This window comes from Pseudomonas gessardii (assembly GCF_001983165.1).
GTDB lineage: Bacteria > Pseudomonadota > Gammaproteobacteria > Pseudomonadales > Pseudomonadaceae > Aquipseudomonas > Aquipseudomonas gessardii.
Map to the genome: position 1 here is coordinate 17,687 of NZ_MNPU01000004.1, position 14,264 is coordinate 31,950.

General features: G+C 62.9%; 13 protein-coding genes. 8 read left to right on the forward strand and 5 right to left on the reverse strand.

Features of this window, described 5'->3' with window-relative positions; genetic code table 11:
* Nucleotides 1–176: 176 nt before the first annotated feature.
* Together BLL38_RS04510 and BLL38_RS04515 are read right to left on the reverse strand one after the other, a co-directional pair.
* Nucleotides 177–1,073: a PA4780 family RIO1-like protein kinase gene (locus BLL38_RS04510; RefSeq protein WP_076961462.1), complete on the reverse strand. Its 897-nt coding sequence runs from the start codon at nucleotides 1,071–1,073 to the stop codon at nucleotides 177–179.
* A gap of 174 nt (nucleotides 1,074–1,247) precedes the next feature.
* Nucleotides 1,248–2,525, reverse strand: a complete 1,278-nt coding sequence (locus tag BLL38_RS04515) for an acetyl-CoA C-acetyltransferase (protein ID WP_076961463.1) — start codon at nucleotides 2,523–2,525, stop codon at nucleotides 1,248–1,250.
* A 106-nt stretch (nucleotides 2,526–2,631) separates the two neighbouring features.
* Between BLL38_RS04515 and BLL38_RS04520 the strand changes: the two genes are divergently transcribed.
* From BLL38_RS04520 to BLL38_RS04535, 4 genes are all read left to right on the forward strand, one after another.
* The gene (locus BLL38_RS04520; protein ID WP_076961464.1) at nucleotides 2,632–3,984 is read left to right on the forward strand and encodes a 3-oxoacyl-ACP reductase; all 1,353 of its coding nucleotides are present in this window, start codon (nucleotides 2,632–2,634) and stop codon (nucleotides 3,982–3,984) included.
* A 2-nt stretch (nucleotides 3,985–3,986) separates the two neighbouring features.
* Nucleotides 3,987–4,832, forward strand: coding sequence for a MaoC family dehydratase (locus tag BLL38_RS04525; protein WP_076961465.1), 846 nt, complete (start codon nucleotides 3,987–3,989; stop codon nucleotides 4,830–4,832).
* A gap of 312 nt (nucleotides 4,833–5,144) precedes the next feature.
* Nucleotides 5,145–6,470, forward strand: a complete 1,326-nt coding sequence (locus BLL38_RS04530; RefSeq protein WP_076961466.1) for a collagen-like triple helix repeat-containing protein — start codon at nucleotides 5,145–5,147, stop codon at nucleotides 6,468–6,470.
* Between the two features lie 169 nt (nucleotides 6,471–6,639).
* Nucleotides 6,640–8,322, forward strand: a complete 1,683-nt coding sequence (locus BLL38_RS04535) for a ShlB/FhaC/HecB family hemolysin secretion/activation protein (RefSeq protein ID WP_076961467.1) — start codon at nucleotides 6,640–6,642, stop codon at nucleotides 8,320–8,322.
* 102 nt (nucleotides 8,323–8,424) lie between these two features.
* On the opposite strand, the gene BLL38_RS04540 is transcribed toward BLL38_RS04535, so the two are convergent.
* From BLL38_RS04540 to BLL38_RS04550, 3 genes are read right to left on the reverse strand one after another with little or no spacing between them, the layout of a single operon-like run.
* Entirely contained in the window at nucleotides 8,425–8,613 is a 189-nt protein-coding gene (locus BLL38_RS04540; protein WP_076961468.1) for a Flp family type IVb pilin, read from the reverse strand.
* Between the two features lie 25 nt (nucleotides 8,614–8,638).
* The gene (locus BLL38_RS04545; RefSeq protein ID WP_076961469.1) at nucleotides 8,639–9,064 is read right to left on the reverse strand and encodes a response regulator; all 426 of its coding nucleotides are present in this window, start codon (nucleotides 9,062–9,064) and stop codon (nucleotides 8,639–8,641) included.
* A 55-nt stretch (nucleotides 9,065–9,119) separates the two neighbouring features.
* Entirely contained in the window at nucleotides 9,120–9,308 is a 189-nt protein-coding gene (locus BLL38_RS04550; RefSeq protein ID WP_076961470.1) for a Flp family type IVb pilin, read from the reverse strand.
* Nucleotides 9,309–9,635: 327 nt separating this feature from the next.
* On the opposite strand from BLL38_RS04550, the gene cpaB reads away from it, so the two are divergent.
* Genes cpaB through BLL38_RS04570 form a run of 4 tightly spaced genes read left to right on the forward strand, consistent with a single transcriptional unit; the run spans nucleotide 9,636 to nucleotide 14,263 of the window.
* A complete protein-coding gene (cpaB, locus tag BLL38_RS04555; RefSeq protein ID WP_076961471.1) occupies nucleotides 9,636–10,583 on the forward strand; it encodes a Flp pilus assembly protein CpaB in 948 nt (315 codons plus the stop codon).
* Between the two features lie 19 nt (nucleotides 10,584–10,602).
* Nucleotides 10,603–11,805: a type II and III secretion system protein family protein gene (locus BLL38_RS04560; protein WP_076961472.1), complete on the forward strand. Its 1,203-nt coding sequence runs from the start codon at nucleotides 10,603–10,605 to the stop codon at nucleotides 11,803–11,805.
* Complete coding sequence (locus tag BLL38_RS04565) at nucleotides 11,802–12,995, forward strand: CpaE/TadZ family protein (RefSeq protein ID WP_076961473.1); 1,194 nt, start codon at nucleotides 11,802–11,804, stop codon at nucleotides 12,993–12,995. The genes BLL38_RS04560 and BLL38_RS04565 overlap by 4 nt, the downstream gene beginning before the upstream one ends.
* Complete coding sequence (locus BLL38_RS04570; RefSeq protein WP_076961474.1) at nucleotides 12,992–14,263, forward strand: TadA family conjugal transfer-associated ATPase; 1,272 nt, start codon at nucleotides 12,992–12,994, stop codon at nucleotides 14,261–14,263. The genes BLL38_RS04565 and BLL38_RS04570 overlap by 4 nt, the downstream gene beginning before the upstream one ends.
* Nucleotide 14,264: the final 1 nt, after the last annotated feature.

The following is a 14,264-nucleotide window of genomic DNA, read 5'->3' on the forward strand; positions in this document are numbered from 1 at the left end:
GCGCCGCGTTTACCTAGCAAACACGCGTTATCGTTGACGTCCTTCGCGAGCAAGCTCGCTCCTACAGAAAGCAGAATCCGCTTAACTGACTGGCATTAGGGCAAGCCCGGCTCCCACACAAGCCCAGCTCCTACACAGCTAGCTCCCACATGTTTAGATCTCCATGAATCTGGAGATCACTGCATCCAGGGCGGCGGCGGTTCTTCTGCCGGTTTACCCGGTGGCGCATCATCCGCCGCACGGATCGCCTGGCGCCGCTCTTCGTCGAGGCGTGCCGCTTCGATCTCACGCATCACGCCGCCCACGTCCGCCAATTCTTCCGGCTCGTCGAACTCGCCAGTCAATACGCTGGCCGGGTGCAAGGTGCCGGCTTCGTACAGCGCCCACATTTCCTTGGCGTACTTGGTGGCCTTCAATTCCGGGGCAAAGCGCCCGAAATACGAAGCCATGTTGCCCACGTCCCGCTCCAGCATGGTGAATGCGTGGTTGTTACCCGCCGCGTCCACCGCCTGAGGCAGGTCGATGATCACGGGGCCCGTCGGCGTCAACAGCACGTTGAACTCCGACAGGTCACCGTGCACCAGGCCGGTACACAGCATCAGCACGATCTGCGAGATCAGGAAGGCGTGATACTCCCGGGCCTGATCCGGTTCCAGGACCACGTCGTTCAGGCGTGGCGCCGCGTCACCGTATTCATCGGCCACCAGTTCCATCAGCAACACGCCTTCAAGGAAGTCGTAGGGCTGGGGCACGCGCACACCGGCACCGGCCAGGCGAAACAGGGCCGCCACTTCGGCGTTCTGCCAGGCGTCCTCGGTTTCTTTCTTGCCGAACTTGGAGCCCTTGGCCATGGCCCGGGCCTGCCGGCTGTTGCGGACCTTGCGGCCTTCCTGGTATTCGGCCGCCTGACGAAAACTTCGTTTATTCGCCTCCTTGTAGACCTTGGCGCAACGTAACTCGTTGCCGCAGCGCACCACATAAACAGCTGCTTCTTTACCACTCATGAGTGGGCGCAGCACTTCGTCGACCAGACCGTCCTCGATCAGGGGTTCAATGCGTTTAGGAGTCTTCATCAGCTTTTATTGTGGGTCCTTTATTACCAAACACGCGTATGGCACTCGTTATACGGCAATCCTCGCACAGCGGGGAGAGGGTAACGAGCTTTGATCTGCTAAAGAATGCATCCAATATGCCAGATTAATCCGACAACGCCGTCATTGTTGAAGGCGTTCGGATGATAGCCGAGATCAGCGCTCAATGATTGCCGTCACGCCCTGCCCGCCCGCGGCGCAGATCGAGATCAGCCCACGGCCCTTGCCCGCCGCGTCCAGCAGCTTGGCCAGGTTGGCGACGATACGCCCGCCCGTGGCGGCAAACGGATGCCCGGCGGCCAGGGAACTGCCCTTGACGTTCAGGCGGCTGCGGTCGATGGCGCCCAACGGCGTGTCCAGGCCCAGGCGGGTCTTGCAGTAATCGGCGTCTTCCCAGGCCTTGAGCGTGCACAACACCTGGGCGGCGAAGGCTTCGTGGATTTCGTAGTAGTCGAAATCCTGCAAGGTCAGGCCATTTCTCGCCAACAGGCGTGGCACGGCATACACCGGCGCCATCAACAGCCCCTCGGCGCCATTGACGAAATCCACCGCCGCCGCTTCGCCATCGCGCAGGTAGGCGAGGATCGGCAAGCCACGTTCCTTGGCCCAGGCTTCGCTGCCCAACAGCACCAGGGACGCGCCATCGGTCAGTGGCGTGGAGTTGCCGGCGGTCAGGGTGCCCTTTGCGCTGCGCTCAAACGCCGGTTTGAGGCTGGCGAGTTTCTCCAGGGTCAGGTCCGGGCGCAGGTTGTTGTCACGGGTCAGGCCCAGGAACGGCGTGAGCAAATCGTTATGCCAGCCTTCAGCGTAGGACGCGGCCATTTTCTGGTGGCTTTCCAGGGCCAGTTGGTCCTGCTCGGCGCGGGGGATCTGCCAGGTCTGCGCCATCAGCTCGCAATGCTCGCCCATGGACAGGCCGGTGCGCGGCTCGCCATTGCGTGGCAGTTCCGGCTTCAGGTGTTGCGGACGAAGTTGTAACAGGACTTTTAATTTATCCGCCATGGATTGGCTGCGATTGGCTTGCAGCAGGATCTTGCGCAACCCCTCATTGACGCCGATGGGCGCATCGGAGGTGGTGTCGACGCCGCCGGCAATCCCGCATTCGATTTGCCCCAGGGCAATCTTGTTGGCCACCAGCAGCGCCGCTTCCAGGCCGGTGCCACAGGCTTGTTGAATGTCATAGGCCGGGGTTTGTGGCGACAGGCGCGAGCCCAGCACGCATTCACGGGTCAGGTTGAAATCCCGCGAGTGCTTGAGCACCGCGCCGGCGGCCACTTCGCCCAGGCGCAGGCCGTGCAGGTTGTAGCGCTCGATCAGGCCTTCCAGGGCTGCGGTCAGCATGGCCTGGTTACTCGCGGTGGCGTAGGGGCCATTGGAACGGGCGAAGGGGATACGATTACCGCCAATGATCGCGACACGGCGCAACTGAGTCATGGAAAGCTCCCGGTTAGGTGGTAGGTGCAATCCTGAGCCTAGACTAGGAACGACTGTCACCTATTGATGGTCCACCCTTTGAACCCCAGCAGCCGGAGAGCGTTCCATGTCTGACCGTTATATCGACTTCGCCAACTCAAGCCTCGGCCACCGCCTGGTCTCGGCCATTGGCCTGCCGTCCCCGGTACGCCTGGAGCGCTGGCAAGCCGGACGCCTGCGCCCGGTGGACGGCGCCCTGCTGTTGGGCGGCGGCCCGCTCGCGGCCCAGGTACAGGGGTTTGCCCATAAACTCACCGAGGCCATCTACAGCTACGGCCCCGAACCGCTGCCGGCCACGCCGTGGATTCCCGGGCATGGCCCCAAGCTCAAGGCGGTGCTGTTCGATGCCAGCCACTTGCAGCACACCGACCAACTCAAGCAACTGCGCGAATTCTTCCAGCCGCTGCTGAAAAATCTCGATCACAGCGCGCACCTGGTGATTCTCGGACGTGCCCCGGAAAGCCTCGGCGAACCGTTTGCCGCCAGTGCCCAGCGGGCCCTCGAAGGCTTCAGCCGCTCGCTGGCCAAGGAGCTGCGCAACGGCGGCACCTTGCAGTTGCTGTATGTCGCAGAGGGCGCCGAGGAGCAGCTGGAAGGTGCGCTGCGGTTTTTCCTCTCACCCAAAAGCGCCTATATCTCTGGCCAGGTGCTGCGCCTGAGCGCCTGCCCGACCCAGGTGCATGACTGGACGCGCCCGCTGGCCGGGCTCAAGGCCCTGGTGACCGGAGCCGCCCGTGGCATCGGTGCCTCGATTGCCGAAACCCTGGCCCGCGACGGTGCCGAGATTGTGTTGCTGGATGTGCCGCAAGCCAAGGCCGACCTCGACGCCCTCGCCGCACGCCTGGGCGGGCGTGGGATTGCCCTGGATATCTGCGCCGATGACGCCGCCACGCAACTGATCGAGCAATTGCCGGACGGCATCGACATCGTGGTGCACAACGCCGGTATCACCCGCGACAAGACCCTGGCCAATATGCCCCCGGAATACTGGGACGCCGTCTTGGCGGTCAACCTCAACGCCCCGCAAGTGTTGACCAAGGCCCTGCTCGACAGCGGCACCCTGCACGACAATGGCCGCGTGGTAGTACTCGCGTCCATCAGCGGCATCGCCGGCAATCGCGGGCAAACCAACTACGCCGCGAGCAAGGCCGGGCTGATCGGCCTGGCCCAGGCCTGGGCACCGCTGCTGGCGCCACGGGGGATCAGCATCAACGCGGTGGCCCCGGGGTTTATCGAGACCCAGATGACGGCGCATATCCCCTTCGCCCTGCGTGAAGCCGGGCGACGCATGAGCTCGTTGGGCCAGGGTGGCTTGCCGCAAGATGTTGCCGAAGCGGTGGCCTGGCTGGGCCAGCCGGGGTCGGGCGCGGTCAGTGGCCAGACGCTGCGGGTATGCGGGCAAAGCCTGCTGGGAGCGTAACCATGCTGTGGCACACCTTACCCGGCAGCCCGGCGCTGCCACCGCTGTACTGGCGCGCCGCGCTCAAGCGCAAGATCACCGGCACCACGTTGCCCGACTCTGGGCTGCACTGCCGGGTGCAGGTCAATCCCGAGGCGGTGGCGGCCTACCGCAAGGTCTGCGGGTTTGCCCAGAGCCCGGTGCTGCCGGCGACTTACCCGCACATCCTGGCGTTCGGCCTGCAGTTGCAGTTGCTGACCGCGCGAGAATTCCCCTTCCCGCTGCTGGGGCTGGTGCATTTAAGCAACCGTATCCGCGTGTTTCGCCCTATGGGCGGGGTCAGTGATGTGCGGGTCAGTGTGCATACGCGCAACCTGCAAGCCCATGCCAAGGGCGCGACCTTTGACCTGATCACCACCGTCGAGGATTCCCTGGGTTTGCTATGGGAGGGCGAAAGCCAAATGCTTTGTCGCGGGGTGAAACTCGAAGGCCTGGCGCCAGAATCCCTGCCCACGCCCAATAGGGTCAGCGAGCTGAGCCGCTGGCAGGCACCGTCCGATATCGGCCGGCGCTACGCTCGGGTATCCGGCGACTACAACCCGATCCACTTGAGCGCCCTCACCGCCAAGCTGTTCGGTTTTCCCCAGGCGATCGCCCATGGGCTGTGGAACAAGGCACGCACCGTGGCAGCCCTGGATGAACATCTGCCGGCGGCGAATATCGAGATCTACGTTGAGTTCAAGAAACCTGTGCGCCTGCCTGGGGAGGTCATCTTGTTGACCAGTGCGCCCGGCTCCAGCGGCGAGTTGCAACTCAAGGGGCCTGGCGATATCGAACATATGCTCGGCAAGTGGCAACCCATTGCCTGAAACAGAGGCGACTCGCTGATTAATTGTATATATACACCCTAAGTTATAGCGGGCTCTTGATAGCCCGCTAATTTATTCAACTAGTTGATTTACATCACACTCCCACAAACAAAAAACCACTTTATATACCTTTGGTATTAATCACCAAGACGCATACCCACGCCAGTATATAAATCGTTAATACCAAGTTGAGCGTTGCGATAAAGAGTCCCGAAGACTGTTATAGCCACAACGGACGCATGTATTGCCTGCCGCAGAACAGACGAACGTGCGAAACCAACAAAGGCTGTACCAGGTGCTAAGGAACTCATCATGAAAACTCAAGTCGTGTTGTGGAAGGCAAGTACTGCATTGGCCCTTATCCTGGCAATGAGCCTGGGAGGCTGCAGCAGTGGTGGTGGCGGTCATAAGAGCAGCGTTGCTTCCTCCTCCCCGGATGCCGGCGCCGGCACCGGTGGTGGTACTGGTGGTGGCGACGGTGGCGGAACCGGCGGTGGTACCGGTGGCGGCACGGGTGGCGGAACCGGCGGTGGTACCGGTGGCGGCACGGGCGGCGGAACCGGTGGTGGTACTGGCGGCGGCACGGGTGGCGGAACCGGTGGTGGTGATGGTGGTACTGGCTCGACCACCACCCCCTTGGTCACTGGCCAGATTGCCGCCAACCTGGGCGATACCCTCGGCAACGTAGGCACCGCCATTGGTGGTATCGGCACAACCGTTGGCGGCGTTCCAGTGGTCGGCGTCACCGCCGGCGGGCTGGTGACCAGCGTGGGCACCGCCGTTGGCAGCGTCAGTGATGGCCTGACCGATGGCCTCGGCTCCCTGGGCACCAACAGCAACTCCCTGGGCATTACCGTGGCCGGCGTGGGCAACGCGGTCGCCGATCTGGGCGCCGGTGTTTCGACCACGGGCCAATCCCTGTCCACCACCTTGGGTGGCATCCCGGTCGTCGGCGGGCTGGCCGGGGGTGTCGGCGGCACTGTCGGTGGCGTGGTCGACGGGGTGGGCCAAACCGTCACCATGCTCGGCGATACCTTGAGTACTGCCAGCACCACTGGCCCCCTGGGATCGGTCACCAGCACCCTGGGCGGCAACGTCCTGGTGCCGGTGGTCTCGCTGGTTGAAAACACCACAGGCAACCTCGGCACAGCCACCGGCCTGGGCACCCCGCTCAATGGCCTGCTGGATCAAGTCGGCTCAACCGTCACCAGCCTCAGTGGGCAAGTGGCTGACGCCGGCGGTACTGGCAACCCTGTCACCGGCGTCGTAAGCAGTGTACTCGGCGGTACAGGCACAGTGGCGGGCACTTCCGGCGGCCTGGTGTCGCCCTCTGCCGGTACCAGCCCGACTTCCGGCCTGCCGGAACTGGTGGGTGGCGTAGTGACCAACATCGGCAGCGGCCTGGATACCGGCACCACCACCGGCATCGGTACACCGGTCGACGGCCTGGTGACTCAAGTAGGCGGGGCGGTCAGCAGCCTCGGCACCAGCATCACCGCCACCAACACCAGCCCCATCACCAACACCCTGGGGCAAACCGTCAACACCGTGGGCGGGGTGGTCACCTCGCTGGGCGGCGCAGTCACCGGTGGCACCACCAGTACCACAGGCCTGCTCGGCGGCCTGACCGGCCAATAGAAGAATTACACCTGGCCCATTAGACGGCCTCCCCTACAGCGCCTACGCTTGGTTGAGACGAGAGATTCCAATGGGACTCTCGTCTTTTTTATGGGTGCTCCCCAACCGCGTCCAAGAACCCGGCGGGCCCCTGCGAAATGCCGCTGCAGTTTTGACCATGGAGTGTCCTATGCGCGTTTTGACGCCGTTGTTATTGCTCACCCTCAGCGCTTACGTCCAGGCCGAGACCCTACCCAGCTTCCTCAACAGCAACGACACCATCCGCAACCTCCCCGTCCCCAACCTGCCCGCCGACGCCTACCGCCCGGTGACGCCCCAGACCCAATTGCCGCAGCCCCCAGCCGCACAAGCGCAACCGTTGCTGATGGACACCAGGGTCACCATCGGCAAGCTGCAGATCGAAGGCGGCACGGTGTACCCGCTAAAGGACGTCGCCCAGGTGTTCGAGCCGTTGATTGGCCACGAAACCAACCTCGCCCAGCTGATCGAAGCCACCCGCAGCATCACCCGTCGCTATCAGCAGGATGGCTACCTGTTGTCCTACGCCTTCCTGCCCGACCAGCGCTTTGAACAGGGCCTGGTGCGCGTGGTCTTGGTGGAGGGGTATATCAAGGACTACCAGGTGCAGGGCGACATCGGTCCGGTCTCGGCCTACATCGACAAGCTGGCGCAAAAACTCCAGGCCGAACGCCCGCTGACCCGCAAGACCTTCGAGCGCTACACCACCTTGATGGGACGGATTCCCGGCGTGACCCTGCAAGCACAAGTACCGCCACCGGGCACGACCGATGGCGGCGCCCATATGAATATCCAGGCCAGCCGCAAACCCTTTACCAGCAGCATGAGCATGACCGACAACAGCCGTGGCGGCCTGCAAGCCCTGATCGCCGGCACCAGCAATTCCCAGACCGCGATGGGCGAACAACTGAGCCTCAGCGGCCTGTTCCCGCCGGGTGAAGACAAAGAGCATTACTACCGGCTCGACTACAGCCAGTTCATCAATGCCGAAGGCACGCAACTGAGCCTGTATGGCGCGCGTTATCGCAGCGACCCGAGTACCCACATCCGCCTGGACGGCGGCTTTTCACTCAAGCCGCACCGCGAGAACGACCGCTTCTCCATCGGCCTGAGCCATCCGCTGATCGCCTCGCCCGGCGAGTCCCTGACCCTCGGCACACGCTTTTACGGGGTCAACGACAAGACCCGCTATCAACTGGTGGGTTACCCGCAACGCTTCGACGTGGAAACCGACCTGCGTGCCCTGGCCTTTGAAGGCGATTGGCGCAAGGCCGACCAGCGCCAGCTGCGCATCCTCAGCGCCGGCCTGTACCAGGGCATCGACGGCCTGGGCGCCAATACGCGCAGTGACTTCGAGGGGATAAAATCCGACCTGGACTTCTTGCGCCTGCGCCTGTCCGGGGTACAGAGCGACAAGTTCTTCGACAACTGGCAAGGCGTGCTGTCGGCGGCGCTGTACTGGAGCGACGACACCCTGCCCGACAGCGAACGGGCGGTGTTTGGCGGGCAGAATTTCGGGCGGGGCTACCCCGATGACCAGGGCTCGGGCGACAAGGGCTGGGGCGTGGCCTACGAGGTCAACTACAGCTACAACCGTGCGGGCGACTGGGTCAGGATCGTCCAGCCCTACATCGTGCTCGACCGTGCCAGGACCTGGTTCAACGACCTGCCGGTGAAGGGCAGCGACCTGTCCTCTGCGGCGGTCGGCCTGCGGTTTGGCGATGCCAAGTACTACAACATTGCACTGGAGGCGGCCAAGCCGATGTCGGATATGGCATTGGACAGTTTTAACCGGCGGCCGCGGTATACGTTGAGCTTCAGCTATCAGTTGTAGTGTGGGAGCGGGCTTGCCCGCGATTGCGGTGTGTCAGTCAATCTATTCGGCGACTGACGCACCGCTATCTGGAGCAAGCCCACAGGAAATACCGCTGCGCACTCAGGTCAGGGCATCCCCCACCTTGCCAAAGAACGTGGTGATCTGCGGCCCCAGCAACTTCCCGGCCGCCAGCACCACCAGCGCAATGACCGCAATCAGAATCACATACTCGATGGCGGTCGCACCGTCCTTGCGGTGCAGGAACAGCATGAACCGCACATGCAACTTCAACAGCAGGGCAAACAACATGGGACCTCTCCTCGATACGTAATGATCAACGATGGCGCAATGGCGTGTTCATCTGTTCCCTGCGCCGGGGAAACAGAGTCTCCAGGGTCTCGATCAGGCGTGTCAGGTAAATGGGTTTGCGAAACAGGTCCAAAACCTGCAGTCGCAACATGTCGCTGACGTCATCCATTTCGGCATGGCCGGACATGACAATGACCGGGAGGTGTTGGCGCGAGGTATGTTCACGCAGGCGCTTGATCAGGGAGATGCCACTTTCTTCCGGCATGCGCAGGTCAGTGATGACCAGCGCGATATCCGGGTGCAGGGTCAGTTCCTGCAAGGCAAAGGTGACGGAGGTGGCGCAGAAACAAACAAAGCCCTCGTTCTCCAGCGACTCGGCCAGTTCAACGAGGGCATCCTCTTCATCATCCACCAGCAGGATTTGCTGGCGGCTCGCGGCAACGGCGTTCATGAGCAATACCTTCCACGACAATCACTGATGGGCATGCTCGATGTACCACGGCCGATCAGGTCAACGCTGCCCCGACTTTAGCGAACATGGCCGCGATCTGAGGCCCAAGCAGTTTCCCCGCCGCCAGCACAACCAACGCAATGACCGCGACCAGAATCACGTACTCAATCGCCGTGGCGCCCTCTTTGCGCTGAAAGAACAGTTGGAGTTGGACGTAGAGCTTCATCATGACGGTAAGGAACATATGACTTCTCCTTGGTGCCTGCTGGCGCAGATCGCGGTGCTGCACGGTGATTGCTGCGTGCCACTAGAGCATTGTCAACAAACCCCACCTCAACAACTGTAAGAACGGATTAATCACAAAGTAGTAGTCGCACCATTGGCGTCATCACCCCGGGGCTTAAGGACGCAGGTCGAACGTTTCAAAATAAATCACGATCGCTAATGGCATTTTGTCCTAGCTCGGCTACCGTCAAATAGCCAAATCGTTAGATGTTCATAGCTGCCTGGTTGCGAAATCAACTCGTTGGGAAAAACGGGCCTGTGATGCAACAGGAAAGGGAGAGCCTTCATGAACAGTCGTGTCAGCATGATCCTGGCTGGGTTGTTATTAATCGGTGCGCTGTTCGCAGGCTATTGGGGATTGGTGCTGAGTCGTCCACCTGAACTGGCGGCCGAGCCACCGCCATCCGGCGTTTCCATGGAAAAAACCGTCACTGCCGTCGAGGACCAGACCCGTCAAGCCGTGGTGGTCCTGGTACGTGATGTGCCGCCCTATGTGGCGCTCACCGCCGCTGACCTGGCCCTGGAAAAACTGCGCACGGCACCGGCCGGCAGCTTGACCCGCCTCGACCAGGCCATTGGCCGCACCCCGTGGAGAACCCTGCATGCCGGCACCTGGCTGGATGACGCCAGCTTCAATGCCGGTGGCCCCCTGGCGCGGATGATCCGCCCTGACGAACGCGCCCTGGCGGTGGCCGTCGATGAAGTCATCGGCGCGGCTGGCCAGTTGAGCCCCGGGGATTATGTGGATGTGCTGTTGTTCCTGCGCCCGGAAGGCACCAACCCGGAGCCCTCGACCCAGATCATCGTGCCCGCCCTGCGCCTGCTCAGCGTGGGCGATAACCTCGGCCCGACCAACGATGGCAAGCCCGCCGTTGCGCCGCCCTCCACCGATGAAGAAAAAGCCCGCCAGGCCCAACGCCAGGCAAGCCCGCCGCGGACCGTGGTGCTGGCCGTGCCGCAACCGTTGATGAGCCGCTTGATGCTGGCCACCAGTGTCGGCGCCTTGCGCCTGGCCGTACGCAGTGCCGATGAACAGCTGTTGAGCCAATACTGGGCCGGCAATAACGAGGCCCCCGCCAAGCTGCAAAGCGCCAATCGCGAGCTGTACCAGTTCACTCAACTGGCCATGGCCGGCGCCCCCAAAAGAGTCGCCCAAACCGGGAGCGCCAACGAATCCAGGCGTGCCGGCATCGAGGTCATACGCGGCAACCAAGCGACCCAACAAAATCCCTGATTGAACAAGGATGCCTTGAATGCCCCATCGTCTCGCACCTGCGTTCACGCACATGGCCTGGGCCCTGATGCTGTCCGGCCTGCCGGTTGGCCTGGCATTCGCCGCCCCGGACAGTTGCAGCAACCTGGGCGTCCTGCCGGCCGTGGTCGAGGTCAGCGAAGGTTTGCAACAAACCCTGCAATCGCCGGTGGCGATTACCCGCCTGGCCATCGGCGACCCGAAAATCGCCGATGTGCACCTCAACGGTGATCGTGGCTTCCTGCTCACCGGCATTGCCTCCGGGGCCACCAGCCTGATGGTCTGGACCCACTGCTCCAGCGCCCCGCGCCAGAGCATGGTGTTCGTCAAGGGCAAGGCCAATTCCAGCCTGACCAGCCTGGCCCTGGCACCGTCCGACGATCCGTCCCTGCCCAGCCAGGTGCAGACCGATATCCGCTTTGTCGAAGTCAGCCGCACCAAACTCAAGGAGGCCAGTACCTCGATCTTTGGCGGCACCCGCAACTTCCTGTTCGGCAGCCCGCGCACAGCCGGGGGGGCCCTGCCCCTGGATAACGAAAGTTTTAATATCGGCATCGGCGGCGGGCGCTTTTCGGCGATGATCAATGCCCTGGAACGCAGCGGCTTTGCCTACACCCTGGCGCGGCCAAGCCTGGTTGCCATGAGCGGGCACAGCGCGACGTTCCTCGCCGGCGGCGAAGTGCCGATCCCGGTGCCCAGTACCGGCAGTAACACCATCTCCATCGAGTACAAAGAGTTCGGTATCCGCCTGACCCTGACCCCGACCGTGATCGACCGCACGCGGATTTCCCTCAAGGTCGCACCGGAAGTCAGCGAACTGGATTACGCCAACGCCCTGCAGGTAGAAGGCATCCAGGTGCCCGCCCTGACTGTGCGCCGCACCGACACCACGGTGTCCCTGGCCGATGGCGAAAGCTTTGTGATCAGCGGCCTGATCAGCAATAACAACCGTTCCACCATCAGCAAGTTTCCAGGCCTGGGCGACATCCCGATCCTCGGTGCGTTTTTCCGCGACAGCAACGTCAGCCGCGAGGAAAAAGAGCTGCTGATGATCGTCACCCCGCACCTGGTCCAACCCCTGGCCGCCAACGCCCGCCTGCCCTCCCTGCCCGGGGAAAAACTGCGCAACTACGACCCCAACTGGTATCGCCTGTACTTCCTGGAAAACGGCAACTTCGACCGACGTACAGGACTTTCCCAATGAGCGATAACCTGAGCCAGACGTTCCTGGCAATCACCCGCAACACCACCGACCTGGAATGGCTGCAAGGCGCCCTGGCGCCCCTGGGCCAAGTGGTCAGTGCCGGGGGTGGCAGCCTCGATGAGCTACTGGCCCTGGTGGACGTGACCTTCGCCAACCTGGTGTTCGTGGGCCTGGACCGTGAGCATGTGGTGGCCCAGAGCGCCTTGATCGAGGGGGCCCTGGAAGCCAAGCCGATGCTGGCGATCGTTGCCCTGGGCGACGGTATGGACAACCAACTGGTGCTCAACGCAATGCGCGCCGGGGCGCGGGATTTTGTTGCCTATGGCTCACGCTCCAGTGAAGTCGCCGGCCTGGTGCGACGCTTGAGCAAGCGCCTGCCACCGGTGGCCCACAACACGCACCTGGGTGGCCTCACCGTGTTGTATGGCACCCAGGGCAATGCCGACGGCGCCCTGCTCGCCAGCCACCTGGCCATGGTGGTGCAAAAGAGCGGCCAACAAACCCTGCTGCTGGACCTGGGCTTGCCCCGGGGCGACAGCCTGGCCCTGCTGGGCCTGGAAAGCGCGTTCAACTTTGGCGATGCCTTGCGCCATTTGCGCCGCCTGGACACCACCCTGATCAACAGCGCCTTTACCGCCACCGACGGCGGCCTGCGCATCCTCGCCTACAGCGAAGGCGACGAGCCGCTGGAAATGACCAGTGCCGCCGAGCTGTACATGCTGCTCAGTGCCTTGCGCCAGCACTTCCAGCACATCGTAGTGAACCTCACCGGCCAGCGCGACAGCGAAGCCCTGCGCACCTTCGTCAGTCACTGCGACAAACTTCTGTGGTGCACCGACCAGAACGTCCTCGACTGCCGGCGCAACCTGGCGGTGCTCAATCAGTGGCGGGAAAAAGGCATGAAGCTTGATCATGCCAAGTTGCTGGTCGACCGCTACCTCAAAGGTGCTGCGCCAGATACCGAGGCCCTGGAAAAGAGCTTCGGCCTGGAAGCCATCGCGGTGTTGCCGCTCAGCGCCGAGGTCCGCCTGAATGCCAAGAACCAGGGGCAGACCCTGTTCAGCCTGGCGCCGCGAGAACCCCTGACGCAGCACCTCAAGACCCTCGGCGAACGCCTGGCCAAACGTACCGAGGGCCTGGAAAAACCTTCCCCCCGCTGGTTCACGCGGCTGTTGGGGAGCGCCAAATGAGCGGCGAAAACCTCTTCGGCACACCCACTCGCGGGCTGGGTAGCGCCGTGGATAACGACGGCCTGAAACTGGTGCTGCACCGCTACATCATCGACGCCATCGAAGAGTCGGGGAAAAACCTGCTAGAGGGGTCGCGCCAATCCCTGGCGCAATTTGTCATCGACAAGGTGTCCGAATACATCACGCGCATGCACCTGGCGATTTCCCGCTATGAAATGGAGCGCCTGGCCGAGGAAATCGTCGATGAGCTGACCGGCTTCGGCCCGCTGGAAGTGCTGTTGCGCGACCCCTCGGTGACCGAGATCCTGGTCAACGGCCCGCACCGGGTGTTTGTCGAACGGGACGGCCTGCTGCACCAGAGCGACCTGCGCTTTATCGACGCCCACCATGTGGAGCGGGTCATGCAACGCATCCTCGCGCCGCTGGGCCGGCGCCTGGATGAGTCATCGCCGATGGTCGATGCCCGGCTGCCCGATGGCAGCCGGGTCAACGCGATCATCCCGCCGATTGCCCTCGACGGCCCGTGCCTGTCGATTCGCAAGTTTCGCAAAGACATGCTCAAGAGCAGCGACCTGGTGGCGATGCAGACCATCGACCAATCGATCTTCGAGTTTTTCCAGGAGGCGGTGGGCAAGCGCTGCAATATCCTGATCAGCGGCGGCACCGGCACCGGCAAGACCACCCTGCTCAATATTCTCAGCCAGTTGATCAACCCCCATGAACGCCTGGTGACCATCGAAGACGTCGCCGAACTGCAACTGGGCCACCCCCACGTGGTCCGCCTGGAAACCCGCCCGCCCAATGCCGAAGGGCACGGCGAGGTGAAGGCCAGCGACCTGATCCGCAACGCCCTGCGGATGCGCCCGGACCGCATCATCCTCGGCGAGATCCGCGGTGTGGAAGTGCTGGATGTGATGACCGCCATGAACACTGGCCACGACGGTTCCATGAGTACCGTGCACGCCAACAATGCCCAGGACGCGCTGTTGCGCCTGGAAACCCTGGTGGGCCTGACCGGCCGCGCGATCGCGGAGAAAACCCTGCGCCAGATGATCTGCGCGGCGCTGGATGTGGTGATCCAGTTGACGCGCCTGCCCGATGGCCGGCGTTGCGTCAGTGAAGTGGTGGAAGTGGTGGGGGTACGCGATGACGTGTATGTCACCAACACCTTGTTCCGCCATGACCGGCGCACCGGCTTCGGCTTCCTGCGCGAGGCCATCAACCCGGCGGGTGAAAAGCTGCGCCGCGAATCCGCCCTGCCGTTATAGG

Coding starts and splice junctions, on each gene's coding strand:
- BLL38_RS04520 (WP_076961464.1), top strand. CDS start 2,632: ATGTCTGACCGTTATATCGACTTCGCCAACTCAAGCCTCGGCCACCGC.
- cpaB (WP_076961471.1), top strand. CDS start 9,636: ATGAACAGTCGTGTCAGCATGATCCTGGCTGGGTTGTTATTAATCGGT.
- BLL38_RS04525 (WP_076961465.1), top strand. CDS start 3,987: ATGCTGTGGCACACCTTACCCGGCAGCCCGGCGCTGCCACCGCTGTAC.
- BLL38_RS04560 (WP_076961472.1), top strand. CDS start 10,603: ATGCCCCATCGTCTCGCACCTGCGTTCACGCACATGGCCTGGGCCCTG.
- BLL38_RS04515 (WP_076961463.1), bottom strand. CDS start 2,525: ATGACTCAGTTGCGCCGTGTCGCGATCATTGGCGGTAATCGTATCCCC.
- BLL38_RS04535 (WP_076961467.1), top strand. CDS start 6,640: ATGCGCGTTTTGACGCCGTTGTTATTGCTCACCCTCAGCGCTTACGTC.
- BLL38_RS04565 (WP_076961473.1), top strand. CDS start 11,802: ATGAGCGATAACCTGAGCCAGACGTTCCTGGCAATCACCCGCAACACC.
- BLL38_RS04540 (WP_076961468.1), bottom strand. CDS start 8,613: ATGTTGTTTGCCCTGCTGTTGAAGTTGCATGTGCGGTTCATGCTGTTC.
- BLL38_RS04530 (WP_076961466.1), top strand. CDS start 5,145: ATGAAAACTCAAGTCGTGTTGTGGAAGGCAAGTACTGCATTGGCCCTT.
- BLL38_RS04550 (WP_076961470.1), bottom strand. CDS start 9,308: ATGTTCCTTACCGTCATGATGAAGCTCTACGTCCAACTCCAACTGTTC.
- BLL38_RS04570 (WP_076961474.1), top strand. CDS start 12,992: ATGAGCGGCGAAAACCTCTTCGGCACACCCACTCGCGGGCTGGGTAGC.
- BLL38_RS04545 (WP_076961469.1), bottom strand. CDS start 9,064: ATGAACGCCGTTGCCGCGAGCCGCCAGCAAATCCTGCTGGTGGATGAT.
- BLL38_RS04510 (WP_076961462.1), bottom strand. CDS start 1,073: ATGAAGACTCCTAAACGCATTGAACCCCTGATCGAGGACGGTCTGGTC.